Genomic DNA, 14,582 nt, shown 5'->3' with positions numbered 1-14,582 from the left:
AGAGTGTTTACCGAGATCAATACCAATAAGCGCAACGTTTTCCATGATGGCCTCTCCTGAAAGAAAAACACCCTGTCAGCGTACCGCTCACAGGGTGGGGGTGACCATCTCATTAGACCCCGCACATTGGCGGGGTCTTTGTTACAACCGGGATGGCACCAGGCAGAGGGCATTCAGCTGCGTTTGGCCTGCTTTTGCGCAATGGCGTCGGCGACGTCGGCCGGGTCCAGCACAATGCCTTCCTGATCCGGCGTCGGGAACACGGCCACGCAGAGATCATCCTGCTCCATGCCGTCCACCCAGCGATCCAGCCACACCTTGAGGGTGATGGACTGCGGCTTGCACTCGGCCCACTCCCCTTCGGCCCAGGCCTTGGCGTAGTCGGGATGCGGCCATACCGGGATGCAGTCTTCCTCTTCGGTCGTCAGCATCATGACGCCGTGTTCGTCGGTCAGGACAAACAGCTCTTCGTGCTCGACCAGCTTGCTGATGAAGTGATCAAAGCGGTAATCGGCGTTCAGTTGCAGCGCGGCATTGCGCTCGGTGTCGCTAAGTTCATAGCTCATCGGTCAAGTCTCTCGTTCAATAAAGGGCGACATGTTCACATCTTGCCGACCCCTTGTCCAGCAGGAGTAATGGGTCATCTGTCTTTCCATCGCCTCACCCCAGCTCGGGGGTCAACAGCCGGAGTCCCGCGGTCTCACCCAGTCGCTCCCTCAGCCAATAGGCGGACTCCACTTCCACAAAGCAGAGCTGATCCCGCCCCGCAGCGACCCCCACCATGATCTGCTCAAGCCGTGCTTGCTGGGCGGTACTCCAGGCAGCAACCAGCTTGCCGCCATGGGCCTCGTCCACCACCTCGCGGCGCAGCTCGAACAGGTTATCGGTGATCGGGCTGTTTATCTTGCTCGGGTGGCGCCAGTACATCTGCAGGTTGTCCAGCATCTCCTCATCGTAGCTTGCCAGCGCATCGAGCTCCGGCGTCTCTTTGCTCTGGGTCGCGAATTCACACCAGCCTGCCGACAAGGTAGCCAGACTCTGGGCATCCTTGCCATGCTGGCGCAGGGTTGTCACGTCTTCCCCACGAATGGCCGGCAGCCAGAGATCTCCTTGATGTTGCGCCAGGAGAGGGAGCAGCAAGGAGGGAGCATAAACAGGAAAACGGGGACCCAGAGAGTGCAGCAGAGAGACCAGAGTAACAGTGATCATGAGACGCGCCTTGAACAAGATGACCTGGCATCACGCCTGGTCATGAGGGTGAACGAGGGTGCCATTCTAGCATGTTTGCCTTGCTGGGGGCGTTTGCGTCCAGCCGGGCCGGTGATAGATAGCGTCCAAAAAAGCAGCGTTTGAACCAGAGCGGCCCCGATAAAGGCCAATTGTTTGAGCCAGCGCCCACTAAAGAGGCACCGGGGATGCTAGGTTCCATACATCTTTAGCGTAAGGAGTGCATCCATGAGTGGGATCAACCAGGTTTCTGACGATTTTGTGAATGAGCTGAAAATACTGGCGTGTTTTGATCCGGCCAACATGAGCCTGGGGATCAAGCTGCGCAGCGACATGTCGGAAGCGCTTTGCCAGGCGGCAGCGCGCCTGCACAGCCAGGGCCTGATCACCGCGGTAGATGGCGGCTATCTGACCCCTTTCGGCATGACCATGCTGGAGCATCTCCAACACCTGCTGGTCGCACTCAAGCCGAATTGAGCGGTTGTGGTGCCCAGAGCGAGAAGTTGAGCAACTCCCAGCGCTCTCCTTGTCGCAGCAGACAAGCAAACAGCAAAGGACCTTCGGGTCCTTTTATCTTGCCATCGACCAGCCACTCTCCCGCCCGTTTTGGCACCGGCTGTACCCTGATCTCATCGGGTTTCACCGCGTTTCCCAGACGAACATGTACAAACTGTTGACACACGGACACGGCATCATTCACCGCAGGATCCGGCGTTGGCGTGCTGGCCTGACCGGTCAACGCCACGGTCAGCAAGAGGGAGGAGAGCAGGGTCATGACGCGTATTGATGAAGCCATGAAAACAAAAAGCCGTGGCACCAGAGGTACCACGGCTTTCTTAAATTCTGCAAGAATTACAGAGCAGTTACGTTCTCAGCCTGCGGGCCTTTTTGACCTTGGGTCACAGAGAACTGTACGCGCTGACCTTCAGCCAGGGTACGGAAGCCGTTACCTTGGATGGCGCTGAAGTGAACGAAAACGTCCGGGCCGTTTTCTTGCTGGATGAAGCCAAAACCTTTGGTTTCGTTGAAAAACTTAACGGTACCGGTGATCATGTTAGACATATCTTTAAACCTGTATTCAAAATAATTACTTATGCTTTTCAGCGGGTAAAGCTCAAAAAACGGGATTACTTATGAACAACAGGAAAAGATGTAAAACATCATATTCATTGACATAACTATCGCCCTTTCAAGCTGGTTGAGATTATACGTGCCTTTGTCGATTACGCAAACAAATTTGTACCCCGCCAGCGGCGGGGTACGGCGGTTTAGACCTGTGCCGACTCCAGTGCCTGAACCAGGGCTTTGAGGAAGCGAGCAGCCTCTCCACCGGTGCAGGCTCTGTGGTCAAACGTCATCGACAGGGGAAGTGCACGCACCGGGCGCGCCTCGCCGTGGATGAACACCACCTTCTCGAACAACTTGCCCGCTCCTATGATGGCCACCTGGGGTGGTGTGACGATGGGGCTGGCGTAACGGCCAGCGATGGCGCCAAAGTTGGTGAGGGTGATGGTTGCCCCCTGCAGCATTTCCCGCGGCACGGCACGGGCCTTCACATCGGCGATCATCCGATCCAGCCCCTGCCGTATGTCAGCCGGGTCCCGCTCTGCCACGTTCTCCATCACGGGCACATAGAGCCCATGCTTGGAGTCGACCGCGATGGCCACATTGACCTCCCTGAACAGACGCCGTGACAGGGTCTCTCCGTCAAACCACGCGTTCATGGAGGGTTCGGCCCGACACGCCACGCCAATCGCCTTGATGAGGCGCACCGTCACATCTTCATCCGGGCGCCAGTGGCGCAAGTCCACTTCGTCGGTGATGCTCACCGGCACCACAGTCCGGTGCGAGAGCTCCATCGCCTTGGCCATGGCCCGGCGCGAGCCTTTCAGGAATTCGTTGCCGCTCTCCTGCTGGGCCTCGAACGCCTGTTGCACATCCTGCTCGGTCACCATGCCAGCGCTGCCGGTTCCCTTGACCTTGTCGATGTCCAGCCCCAGTTTTTGCGCCAGCAGACGGACCGCTGGCATGGCTTGCACCAGCGTGCCGCCGGGCGCCATGGCCCCCACCACGAAATGATCCTCGATATGCTGCTGATGGGCGCTGACCTTGCCAACGACGGTGCCGTCATCCTCGCCCCCTTCAAACTCCACCAACGGTGCCCCGATGTGGAGGATGTCCCCCTCCTGCCCGCACAATCTGGCGATGACCCCGGCCACCGGCGAGGGCACATCTACCAACGCCTTAGCCGTCTCCACCGACAGCAGTACCTGATCTACCTGCACCGTATCACCGGCGCTCACCTTCCACTCGACGATCTCGGCCTCGGCCAGTCCTTCGCCCAGATCCGGCAATTTGAAAAATTTCATGACCTGCTCTCCCTCTGCTGGGACATCACCAAACATTGACAGACACCATGGAGCCCTGTGGCCCAGGCACTTGCGCATCCGTACCTGTCGCGCGTCATAGCCACTGGTTCTCCATCAGTTGCCGAGCTGCCTGCGCGATCTCCTGCTCGGTGATGAGGTAATACTCCTCGTTGCGATAGTAGGGGACGGCGGCATCCACGCCGGTGAGGCGTCTTGGCGGCGCCTTGAGGGCAGTCATCGCCTCTTCGGTCACCTGGGACACTATTTCGGCACCCACCCCGAAACTGCCACAGGCTTCGTGTACTACCAGCAGCCTCCCGGTCTTGCGTACCGAGGTCAGGATGCTCTCCATGTCCAGGGGTTTGATGGTGGCAAGATCCAGCACCTCGCACTGGATGTCCTGCTCCGCCAGCAGGTGCGCCGCACGCATGACTTCCTGGATGCAGGCACCCCAGGCCACCACAGTGATGTCCCGGCCGGGACGCAGGGTGAAGCAGACATCCAGCGGCAGGCCGACGCCGTCATCCACCACATCCGACTTCATGGAGCGATAGATGCGATCCGGCTCGAAGAACATCACGGGATCCGGATCCCGAATAGCCGACAGCAGCAGGCCGTAAGCTCGCTTCGGGCTCGAAGGGATAACGACCCGCAGCCCGGGGATATGGGCAAACAGGGCCTCGACGCTCTCGCTGTGGTGCTCGGGCGAATGGATGCCGGCACCATAGGGGGAGCGGTAGACGATGGGACAGGTGACACGGCCACGGGTCCGGTTTCGCATCCGTGCCGCCTGGCAGATGATCTGCTCCATGCCCGGGAAGATGAAGCCCTGGAACTGGAACTCGGCCACGGGTTTGAGCCCCTGGGTCGCCATGCCCACCGCCACCCCGGCGATGAGCCCTTCGGCCAGCGGCGTATCGATGATCCGCTTGAACCCGAATTTATCGCGAAGCCCCACTGTGGCGCGAAACACACCGCCGTTGACCCCCACATCTTCCCCCAATACCACCACATCAGGATCGCGTGCCATCTCGTGGTGCAACGCCAGATTGATCGCTTCGAGCAGCGTGACATCGCTCATAGTCCCTCCCCGCTCTGCAGCATGCCCTTGGCGATGATGCGCTGGCGCTGGGCAAGATAGGCCTTCGGCAGCTCGGCAAACTGGTAATCGAGCAGGGTCTCCGGCGCCTGGGGCGTGATGGCCTCGTAGGCGGCAACGGCGCGTTCCACTTCCCGGCCCGCCTCTGCCAGCAGTGCCTGTTCCTGCTGCTCATCCCACCAGTCCCGTTCAAACATGAACTGGCGCAGCCGCTTGACCGGTTCCCTGGCCCAGGCCGCTTCCACCTCGGCGCCGTCACGATAGCGAGTCGCATCATCGGCGGTGGTGTGATCCCCGAGCCGGTAGCTGACGGCTTCGATGAGCGTCGGCCCCTTGCCGCTGCGAGCCCGCTCGACGGCGGCGCGGGTCGCCTCATAGACCGCCACCACGTCATTGCCGTCCACCTGGAGGCTGCGCACCCCGGCCCCTATGCCCTTCTGGGCCAGGGTGGGCGCGCTCGACTGCAACTTGCGCGGCACCGAGATGGCCCACTGGTTGTTGTTGATGATCATCACCATGGGGAGATGCCAGACACCGGCACAGTTGAGCCCCTCGAGGAAGTCTCCCTTGGACGTGCCGCCATCGCCGATGGTCACCACGGCGACCCTGGGCTGGTTGCGCAGCTTGAAGGCGGCCGCGATGCCGGCAGCATGGGTGATCTGGGTGGCGATGGGAACGCAGATGGGCAAGTCTTCCGACAACTCGCCATCGGCCTTGTAGAAGACACTGCCCCGTTCATCGCCGCCCCAATACTGCAGGTTCTGCTCCATTGGCACGCCCCTCACGTAGAGAGTGGGCATGTCCCGGTAGTAGGGCACATAGACATCCTCTGGCTGCATGGCGAGCCCGACACCGATCCCCACCGCTTCCGCCCCGAGATGGGAGGGAAAGGTGCCGAGTTTGCCGGTTCGCTGCAGTGCTATCGCTTTCTTGTCGTAACTGCGCACCATCACCATGTTGCGGTAGAAGGTGTGCAGCATCGCCTTGTCCAGCCAGGTCGGCAGTGTCGCGACCGGGCGCCCCTCCTCATCGAGGTAACGAAGGAAGGGAATGTCGACATGGGTCATAACTGGCTCCTTGCCGTTGTCAGCGTCACCACCATGAGGTGACATTTAAAATGTAAACAACATGTTAACTAAAGAGCAACGAGATTCATCCAGGTAAGACCAGTAGAAACTTCTTTTATTTTCGAAGGTAATCGGAACTTTCGGCGAGCAGAAACAAAGAAGGGAGCCTGTTCAGGCTCCCTGTCATATCGAGTTCGGGATCACGCCCATCACCGCCATGCTGCTTGCCACCGCCCGTGGCGCAGGATCAGCATGACAAAAAGGCGTCAATTCACTCCCACAAACGGGTGGGTACCACCAGCAGCATGGTGCGCTGTCCGATGGCCACGTTGGCGTTGGGGAAGACCACCGCCTCCCGCGGTTTCTCTACCCTGTATTGCCGATCCCCATCTTCTGCCAGCACAAAACCCTGGGGAAATTCGGTGAAATTGTCCACATCGCTGGCAAACAGGAAGCGGAACTGCTCCGACTGCTTGTTGATCACCCGATCTATGGCAAAAAGGGTGAAGTCATCGGCTCGCCAGGGCTCGAGGGCCACCTCATCCCGGGTCACCAGCTCCTGCAATGTCTGGCGCACCTCGATGAAGCGGGTCATGTCGTTTTCACCGAAGGGCCGCACCTTGCCCAGCTCCACCGTGAAGGCATGGGCACCGTGCTGGTGCGAGCTGTAATAGCTGAAGGTGGTGGTCGGGCCGCTCGAGAGCAGTATGGTGCGCACGCCGCAGGCACCGAGGAAACGTACCTGCTCCTTGCAGTGGGGGCGTTCGTGGGGGAAGGGATAGACGGCAAACTTCTCGTGGCGCGAGCCGCGAATGGCGGTATGGAGATCGTAGTGGTAACGGGGCCTGCCCGAGTCGGCAAAGAAGCGGCTCACATACTGCTCCAGACGCATGGCGCGGATGCGCTCCCGGTTGCACAGCCCCTCCCCCTTGCTGTGGGCGCCCGAGAAGAGGCGGTTCATGTTCTCTTCCACCTCCCTCACCCCCTGGTTCATGGCGGCGGGGTTGCCAAAGAGGAAGAGCACCCGGTGACGAACCTTTAGCTCCTCTGCGAGCAACCGGGTCAGCAACTGGTTGCAGATCTCGATGGGGGCTGTCTCGTTGCCGTGGATGCCGCAGGAGAGGACGATGTCCTTGTGCCCGGGTTGCCCCGCCTCGGAAGCGGGTTCCAGGCAGATCACACCGGTATCCCACACGCTCACCCGGGTACCGTCGGTCAGATTGAAGGCGAAAGGCTCGAGCTGCCACTCATGGCGGCGCGTCAGGGCCAAAAAGTCATGCTGGGGAATCATCCGTCTCACCCTTTAGTCTGGAATGCCATGGCCGGATTATACGCAAGGCAACCGGGCTTAAAATCAGTTTTTAAACGAATTCAAACAGTAAGGATACAAAAATGGCGAGAATGAGTGACAATTCATGCAACAGGATCAAGCGGGGGGAAACACGGGAGAGGGAAAGCGGTGAACGGGTATCGGCAGATGAAGACAGCATGCCTTCGGCAGACGGGTGGGCAGCATGCCCCTGGGATCAGCAGAAAAACAAGGCATCCATGCCCGGCTGATCAACCACGCCAGAACGGCTTGGTGGTCTCTTGATAGCGGTCGGCTTCGTTCAGACCGATGTCCTTGAGCAGGTAGGCGGGCAGCTCGGAGAGCTGGCGACGGCTGCGGCTGCGTTCCAGCCAGGTCAGGACGGTCATCTTGACGCGAGCAACCAGATTCGATTCGCTGGAATGCTGGTAACCGGCTTCGGTATAAGTCATGTTGGCCATGATATGGCTCCTCTCTCTCGTTCTGCGCAAGGCTCGGATTTGATGCGCAAAGCTTAGTCAGGGCGGGGAGGTGCCTCAATTGACGAATTTTGATACATGACATTAGTAAAAGTAATGGTTGATATCGCCAGGCCAGTAACAATAACCATATGATTTTAAAATGAAATAATGCTAAAACTTTCCCCCTGGCAGCCTGACAGCATTTTCTCCTGCGCCACCCACTTCTAACTATGCACTTTCCCACGCTAGCTATGCACGGCACGACACCGAGTCAGCAGGGTGCAAACTCTCGGCCACCAGGGTTTGTTAACAAATAGATCGCAACAAGATCGTTATTTAACAAAAAGATACGAACAGGCAACCTGAACCGGATGCCCCCCATGTCACCCCCATCGTCAGGGTGGCACCGGACACTTGGCACCCTGCCATCATACTGGTATGGTTATTTATACAGTGGTTTATCATGCTGCCTCCCCACACTGCCCCAATATCATGCTGAACAGGGGAGCGGCACACACACAGGATCTGCCGATGGACACCTTTACCCCCACCGCCGCCCTGCGTCAACAGATGGCCCTGCTGGAGGCGTCGCTGGCACGCCTTGCCCGGCAACTGGGCCAGCTCGACCTGCTGGAGGCTCATGTCTATCCCCTCCCGGCCGTAGCCCAGGGGGAAGAGCATGAGCCCATCGAGGCCATCGAAGTGGGCTATCTCTCGGGCGAGGCGGCCCTGGCCGCCACCCTCGCCGCTTTTCAGGACCACAGCGCCCGCCCCGGCTGCTCCACCAAGGCGACCCACCGTCTGCCCGGCTGGCTGCGCTTTCCTGCCGCCTGCGCCAGGGAGCTGGCCCCCGTCATCGAGGAGATCAACGCGCACAAGCTCGCCTTCAAGGCCATGGTCCAGGCGGCGGGCGGGCGGGACGAGAAGTTCGAGCTGGTGCACGGCGCCCTGCCCGGCGTCATCACCCTGCAGGTCTATCGCAAGCTGACCTGGCTTCAGGGGGATCTCCATTCACTGGGCTTCACCTGGGCCGACAAGCAGAGCATCAGCCGCCTCAGCCGGGAGCAGGTACTGGAGATGCTGGAGCGAAGCCGCCGGTATGTACCGGCGCTCTTTGACAACGAAGAGTGGAGCAAGATGGTGGATCAGGAGGTATACGACATTCGCCGCCTGCCGGCGGATGCCGCCCTGCGGATCCGCAGGCCGGTCAAGACCCACCCCATGATCAACCTGCTCTGGCAGGACCGGGAGCCCCGCAAGCAGCAGATCAAGGCGAGCCTGCCCCTGCTGCTCTGCTCCGATACCCAGCCGGCCGTCACCCATCTGGGCCACTACCCGCCCAAGCTGCGCCAGGCACGCCGGGATCGCAAGATTGGCGGTGACCCCATCATAGAGCGGCTGCACCTCTACCTCTATCAGGGGTAGCGCAGACTCGGCACCGCCACAAACGACAAGGGGAGCATCACGGATGCTCCCCTTGTCACATCGAGTGACAGCCCATCGCCGTCAGCTCATCAGCAGTGCCCGCAGGCTCTCCACATCCAGCCCCTTCACCTCGGACTGGCCGCTCAGGAGGCCGTCGGCCAGTGCCCGCTTCTCGTCGTGCAGCGCCACTATCTTCTCCTCCACCGTCTGCTCGCACACCAGGCGATAGACGGTCACCGGCTGGGTCTGGCCCATGCGGTGCGCCCGATCGCTCGCCTGATCCTCCACCGCCGGGTTCCACCAGGGATCGAGGTGCAGCACGGTATCGGCCTGGGTCAGGTTGAGGCCCGTGCCCCCCGCCTTGAGGCTGATGAGGAAGAGCGGGACCGTTTCGTGGCGAAAACGCAGGATGGACTCCTGACGGGACTTGGCCGAGCAGCCCCCATCCAGATAGCAGTAGTCCCACTGCCGCTGTTCGATACGGCTGCGCAGCAGGCTCAGCAGATCGACAAACTGGCTGAACACCAGCACCCGGTGGCCACCATCGATGGCTTCGTCCAGCAGCGCCATCGCCTCGTCCAGCTTGCTGCTGGTCTGGGACCACTCCGGCATCACCAGCTGGGGGGAGCAGCAGAGTCGGCGCAGCCGGGTCAGGCCGCTCAGCACATGCATCAGGGCACGGCCATCGGCACTTTGCACCTGCTGCACCACCTCGCGCCGGGTCGCCTCGTAGAGCTGACGCTCCTCGGGGGAGAGGCTGATGTGATGGATGATCTCGGTCTTGTCCGGCAGCTCCGTCAGCACCTGTTGCTTGAGGCGGCGCAGGATGAAGGGGCTGATCACCGCCCGCAGCATCGCCATGTGCTGGGGATCCTTGACCGCCTTGCCAAAGCGGCGCTTGAACTCCCCGAGGCTCCCGAGCAGGCCGGGGTTGATGAAGCTGAACAGGCTCCACAGCTCCCCCAGATGGTTTTCGATGGGGGTGCCGGAGAGGGCGAGGCGAAAATCCCCGTCGAGCTGGAACAGCAGCTTGGCGCGCTGGGTACCGGCATTCTTGATCTGCTGTGCCTCGTCCAGCACCATGCTCGACCAGCGGCGGGACTTGAGCGCCTGGGAGAGACTGCCGAGCATGCCGTAGTTGACCAGGACGATCTGCCCGGCCCTGGCCCCCTGGATCAAGGTCTCCCGCTCGGCGGGATGGTCGAACACCACCACCTCGAGCTCAGGGGCAAAGCGGGCCACCTCCTCCTGCCAGTTGGTGACCACTGACTTGGGCACCACCACCAGCGCAGGGCCCAGGTGCTGGCGCATACGCAGCACGATGAGGGCCTGCAAGGTCTTGCCCAGGCCCATGTCATCGGCCAGACAGGCGCCAAAGCCGTGATGGGCCAGGGTCGCCATCCAGCGTACCCCCTCCTTCTGATAGTCCCGCAGCGCCGTCAGCAGCTCGGGGGGACAGCTCACCTCCTGCTGCCACTCCTGCTGAAGGTTCTGCCAGGCGGCATCCCCCTCGGTGGTGATGACGGAGAGCAGGCGGGCCAGCGGATAGGCCAGCTTGTTGTTGATGCGCTGCTCGTTGTCCAGCATGGCCCCGAGCACGGTGAGGCGTTCCACCAGCTTGTCGCTCAGCATCAGACTGGTCTTCTCGTCGAGCTGCACCGTGCGCTGGCCCGGTGTCAGCTGGCGCAGGATGAGGCGAAGATCGAGGATCTGGTGCTCGTCCAACGAGAGCGCCCCCTCCACCTGGAACCAGTCCTGACGCCGCTCGATGCGCAGGCTCAGGGCCGCTTCATCGAGGCTCTTGAGGCGGGCGCTGTCCTGGTGCCAGTGCACCACCACACCGGCGTCCACCAGCTCGGGCAGGGCGTTGACCAGGGTGAGCGCCTGCTCCCCGTCCAGCTTCCACTCGTTGCCGGGCAGGCCGATGGGCAACTGGTTGCGAAGGCGCTGGGCATCCTCTTTCTCGGCAGCCAGATCCCGCTGCCAGTAGTGATACTCCCGGATACCCTGGCGCACGATGGCCTCCCCCTTGCCCAGAGGCAAGGGAGGCAGGTCCCCCTCCCGGGTCACCAGCTGGACCACGAGCTGCCCCTCCTGCCAGTCGAGCAGGACGGAGGGAACGCCGGGCCAGGGGGCCAGCTCGGCGTTGCCCCTGAGCCCCGCCACCTGGCTGTGCCAGGGAAGATCGGGGATCGCATCCAGCGTGCGTTGCAGCTCCTCGAGCCCGGCCGGCGGCAATGCCGGAATGGCCTCCAGGGCCGGTAATCTGTCCAGAAGTGCCTGCGGTGTCAGAATAAGCTGCCACAAATCCTGAGCCAGGGGGACGATATGCGCACCACGGGCGGCGGGAGCAGGATGTAGTCTGGCACTCATGCCCTCCCCGCTCTGTACCAGTTGCAGCAGGGGGGCGCTGACGGCCAGTTGCAGCTTCTGCCCCTTGGCATTGAAGAGGCGAGGATGGTTTGCCAGGGGCACCCAGGCATCTCGGGGCAGCTTGCCCATGTTGCGCGGCAGGGTGCGCACCAGTGCCCAGTCCGCCTCGTCCAGCAGGCTGGCGTACTGGGTGGAAAGCAGAGCCGGATCGACCCTTCGCCCGGCGGTCCACTCCCCCTTGGTGCTCTGCTTCTGGATCTTGCACTCAAGCTCAGGCCCCTCTGCGTGGAGCAGCCAGACCAGCCGCTCCTGGGGCTTGCGCACCCCGCTCGAGCGTCCCAACCCCTGCAGCCAGTTGAGCCAGCTTGCAGAGGCGGGGGCCTTGCCTTCCTCCTCGGTGGCATCCTCTTCCTCCCCTTGAGCAGGACGCAGCGCGCGCAGGGGCCAATGGGCGGCCTCCCGGCCCAGCAGGAGTCGCAGCAGATCCTGGCAGAAGGCCATCAGTCGATGCCGGGGCTCGGCGTCCAGCACGTGGGAGAGGTCCCACTTGTGCAAGATGGTCACCTGGGGGCTCTGCTCGCCGTGGCGCGCCAGGGCGCAGAGATCGAGCCAGAGGTAACCCCAGTGGAGCTCCTCCAGCGGCAGTTGCAGGGTATCGAACAGGCCGACCGCCTGGCCGTGGCGATCTCCGGCCCACTGCCCCAGCAGATCGGCCAGCAGGGGGGAGTGATGGCCCAGACTGCGCTGCCACTTCTTGCGCTGCTCGCTCCCCTGCACCGGATCTGCCTGTTGCAACCAGCCGAGCCAGAGCAGGGCGCTGAACATCCGGGGCCAGGGCGACGCCTCTTGCCCCTGCCACTGGCCAAGCGCCCCCAGCAGCCGCTCGGCCAGGGGTTGCTCATCCCCCTGCTGCGCCAGTTGTTGCAGCGCAGGCCAGTGAGTGGTTACCTCGCCGCCAAAGGGGCCGCAGAGCCACTCCCATTCTCGGGCGCGAGCCTGGATCTGGCCAGAGAGCGCCGGGGAGCAGGAGGTGACCAGCGTTGCCAGCGGCCAGCCCTCGTCAGGCTCTGCGTCAAGCAGGGCCTGCAGGGCGAAGTGCTCGAGCAGCAGGGCCTGCCAGGCGGGGCTGGAGCCTGCCAGCAGGCGGGGAGCATCGGGGAGATCCAGCAGGCTCAGGAGCTCGGCACTCTGGTAATAGGCCGGGATCTGCCCCGCGTCTCCCAGACAGAGCTCGCGCACCACCTCCTGTGCCCGCTCCAGGCCCGTGACCGAGGGGATGCGGGACCACTTCGGCATGGGGCACTCCCCCGCGCGCACCGCCAGGATCAGGGTCAGGGTTCCCTCTGCCGTCAGACTCCACTGCTGCTCCGTTCGTTGACGGACAAGCCCCCACTGCTGCAACTGATCGAGGGTGTCGAGCAGCGCACGCCCGGGTGCGCCCGGGGCATAGAGGGTGTCTTGCAGGTAACGAGTGCTGGCGGCGCGCTGCAATTGCAGCTCGCAGAGCAGGGCATGGCAATCTGAAGAGAGGGTGAAGGCTGACATCAGAACTCACGGGCAAGTGCAAAGGCGGAATTTTAACGGGAAAGCGGCGGCGGCTCGACCCTTAAGCGCGAAATAGTGCAAAAAAGCTGGCGCCTTTGATGGGTACGCGAGCGACAAGGCTGACAGGGCACTCGCCCCTGCCACCGGGCAACGGGCCGCAGGAGGGGCGCGGTCATCAAAAAAGGCGCCGCAGCGCCTTCTGGAAACAGGTTGTTGGCTCAGCCTTCCAGCCGGGCCAGACGGGCTTCCAGTCCCTGCAACTGCCCCTTGAGGTGCTCGACCTCTTCTTCGAGCGCCGCCAGTCTGTCTGCCGCCGGTGACACAAGGTTGCCAGCGGGCGCCGCGTCGGCCAGTGCCTGCAGATCCACCTCGCCACTGAACAGGTGCGCGTAGCGGGATTCCCGCTTGCCCGGCTCCCGGGGCAACTTGACCACATAGGGCCCCCGCTCGACCAGCCCGGCCAGCACCGCATCCACCTCGGTCACATCGTCGAAGCTGCACAGCCGGTTGGTGCGCGAGCGCAGCTCACCCGGAGTCTGGGGGCCACGCAGCAAGAGCTCGCAGATGATGCCAAGCTCCTGGGCACTGAACTTCAGCTCGCCAAACTCGGTGTTGCAGAAACGGTGCTGATAGCGAGGCACCCGGGCATTGAAACCGGCAGTGTTGACCACCAGACGGCGGCGGATCAGCTCGTCGATCACGGCGCGAATATCCAGCTCGGCGAGCTCGAGCACGGGTTCCCGGTTGCTCTTCTGGTTGCAGGCATTGACCAGTGCATTGAGCGAGAGAGGGTACTGATCCGGCGTGCAGATCTCTTTCTCAATCAGGCAGCCGATCACGCGGGCCTCTAATGGGCCTAGTACTAACTCCATTTCAACCTCCCTTGCCAAACGTTAAGGCGGTTATCTTAGCCAAGGCACTCCGTGCGTCCAGCACTGAACCGCATTTTTGCGAGCCGAGGAAACCCTTGATGAAACATCGTACAATCCGGCCGCGGCAAGGGGGCAACACCATACCGTTTGGAGGCCAACACCAGGCAGCGCCTAGACGGACTTGTCGACCCGGGTATCCGTTCCCGTCGTCAGGATGCGAACCTTGTCCCCCTTGTTGAACGTGAGCGCGGGATCCTGATCCTGCTTCACGTTGAGCAGTTTTCCCGCCTCGGTCTTGATCAACAGCTCGACCGTCTGCTTGCCCTGCACACTCTGCTGGTTGCCCTGGCGGCGACGGGAGGCCTCGGCCCCCGCCACGGCCCCCACAGTAGTCGCGACTGTCTGGCCCGAGCCACGGCCAAAGTGGCTGCCGACGGCAGCCCCCAGAGCGGCGGCTCCTATGGTGCGCAGTGGCCGTGCTCCACCCTGCTGGGGCGTCGCCTCCTGGGTCAGGATGCGGCTCTCTTGCACTGTGCCATATTCCACCTGGGCGCTGGTGCCCGCGAGGGCCGGTGTGCCCATCAGGATGAGCAGGCTGGTAACCATGGATGCAATCTTCTTCACGATGTCGACTCCGATGACGACTGAGACTCGATGGCGCCAGCACCGCGCTTGCGCGGCCCGCCATCTCCATTCGGGAGACTACACCGCCAACCGACATTCCGCACCTGATTTAGGAATAAATTTGCCGATAGCGCTCACCCAATACCTCCAAAATGATCTGCTGGTCTCCTGTTAGCTCCGTTACTTGTGGCGGAGCTTCTCCCAGTCGATA

14 protein-coding genes are annotated in these 14,582 nt (G+C 62.1%); 2 read left to right on the top strand and 12 right to left on the bottom strand.

The window, feature by feature from the left end; all coding sequences use genetic code 11:
* Positions 1-173: 173 nt before the first annotated feature.
* Positions 174-566, bottom strand: a complete 393-nt coding sequence (locus tag ACNPAA_RS19080; RefSeq protein WP_039040225.1) for a DUF2750 domain-containing protein — start codon at positions 564-566, stop codon at positions 174-176.
* A gap of 94 nt (positions 567-660) precedes the next feature.
* Positions 661-1,209: a hypothetical protein gene (locus tag ACNPAA_RS19075; RefSeq protein ID WP_161470519.1), complete on the bottom strand. Its 549-nt coding sequence runs from the start codon at positions 1,207-1,209 to the stop codon at positions 661-663.
* Positions 1,210-1,455: 246 nt separating this feature from the next.
* Between ACNPAA_RS19075 and ACNPAA_RS19070 the strand changes: the two genes are divergently transcribed.
* A complete protein-coding gene (locus tag ACNPAA_RS19070; RefSeq protein ID WP_039040223.1) occupies positions 1,456-1,704 on the top strand; it encodes a TIGR02647 family protein in 249 nt (82 codons plus the stop codon).
* On the opposite strand, the gene ACNPAA_RS19065 is transcribed toward ACNPAA_RS19070, so the two are convergent.
* From ACNPAA_RS19065 to ACNPAA_RS19035, 7 genes are all read right to left on the bottom strand, one after another.
* Positions 1,691-2,002, bottom strand: a complete 312-nt coding sequence (locus tag ACNPAA_RS19065; RefSeq protein WP_111736037.1) for a hypothetical protein — start codon at positions 2,000-2,002, stop codon at positions 1,691-1,693. The genes ACNPAA_RS19070 and ACNPAA_RS19065 overlap by 14 nt on opposite strands.
* A gap of 77 nt (positions 2,003-2,079) precedes the next feature.
* The gene (locus ACNPAA_RS19060) at positions 2,080-2,289 is read right to left on the bottom strand and encodes a cold-shock protein (RefSeq protein ID WP_005302803.1); all 210 of its coding nucleotides are present in this window, start codon (positions 2,287-2,289) and stop codon (positions 2,080-2,082) included.
* Between the two features lie 206 nt (positions 2,290-2,495).
* Entirely contained in the window at positions 2,496-3,596 is a 1,101-nt protein-coding gene (locus tag ACNPAA_RS19055; protein ID WP_010675312.1) for a dihydrolipoamide acetyltransferase family protein, read from the bottom strand.
* A 94-nt stretch (positions 3,597-3,690) separates the two neighbouring features.
* Positions 3,691-4,677 carry an alpha-ketoacid dehydrogenase subunit beta gene (locus ACNPAA_RS19050; RefSeq protein ID WP_417891951.1) on the bottom strand — a complete coding sequence of 329 codons (987 nt, stop codon included), beginning with the start codon at positions 4,675-4,677 and terminating at the stop codon, positions 3,691-3,693.
* Positions 4,674-5,762, bottom strand: a complete 1,089-nt coding sequence (gene pdhA / locus ACNPAA_RS19045) for a pyruvate dehydrogenase (acetyl-transferring) E1 component subunit alpha (RefSeq protein WP_210599829.1) — start codon at positions 5,760-5,762, stop codon at positions 4,674-4,676. The genes ACNPAA_RS19050 and pdhA overlap by 4 nt, the downstream gene beginning before the upstream one ends.
* A 271-nt stretch (positions 5,763-6,033) precedes the next feature.
* A complete protein-coding gene (gene astE, locus ACNPAA_RS19040; protein ID WP_041213176.1) occupies positions 6,034-7,053 on the bottom strand; it encodes a succinylglutamate desuccinylase in 1,020 nt (339 codons plus the stop codon).
* A gap of 269 nt (positions 7,054-7,322) precedes the next feature.
* The gene (locus ACNPAA_RS19035; RefSeq protein WP_010675316.1) at positions 7,323-7,532 is read right to left on the bottom strand and encodes a DUF1127 domain-containing protein; all 210 of its coding nucleotides are present in this window, start codon (positions 7,530-7,532) and stop codon (positions 7,323-7,325) included.
* Between the two features lie 531 nt (positions 7,533-8,063).
* On the opposite strand from ACNPAA_RS19035, the gene ACNPAA_RS19030 reads away from it, so the two are divergent.
* Positions 8,064-8,957: a DNA replication terminus site-binding protein gene (locus ACNPAA_RS19030; RefSeq protein ID WP_039040220.1), complete on the top strand. Its 894-nt coding sequence runs from the start codon at positions 8,064-8,066 to the stop codon at positions 8,955-8,957.
* 81 nt (positions 8,958-9,038) lie between these two features.
* On the opposite strand, the gene ACNPAA_RS19025 is transcribed toward ACNPAA_RS19030, so the two are convergent.
* From ACNPAA_RS19025 to ACNPAA_RS19015, 3 genes are all read right to left on the bottom strand, one after another.
* Entirely contained in the window at positions 9,039-12,875 is a 3,837-nt protein-coding gene (locus ACNPAA_RS19025) for a DEAD/DEAH box helicase (RefSeq protein ID WP_270836046.1), read from the bottom strand.
* A 218-nt stretch (positions 12,876-13,093) separates the two neighbouring features.
* Complete coding sequence (locus tag ACNPAA_RS19020; RefSeq protein ID WP_113979110.1) at positions 13,094-13,747, bottom strand: YceH family protein; 654 nt, start codon at positions 13,745-13,747, stop codon at positions 13,094-13,096.
* Between the two features lie 171 nt (positions 13,748-13,918).
* Complete coding sequence (locus ACNPAA_RS19015; RefSeq protein ID WP_417891950.1) at positions 13,919-14,371, bottom strand: hypothetical protein; 453 nt, start codon at positions 14,369-14,371, stop codon at positions 13,919-13,921.
* Between the last annotated feature and the right edge of the window lie 211 nt (positions 14,372-14,582).

The organism is Aeromonas sp. PS2Canimalfood6 (assembly GCF_048276795.1).
Lineage (GTDB): Bacteria > Pseudomonadota > Gammaproteobacteria > Enterobacterales > Aeromonadaceae > Aeromonas > Aeromonas caviae.
Note: the sequence above shows the minus strand (reverse complement) of the source record. Positions and strands in the feature narration are given on the sequence as shown.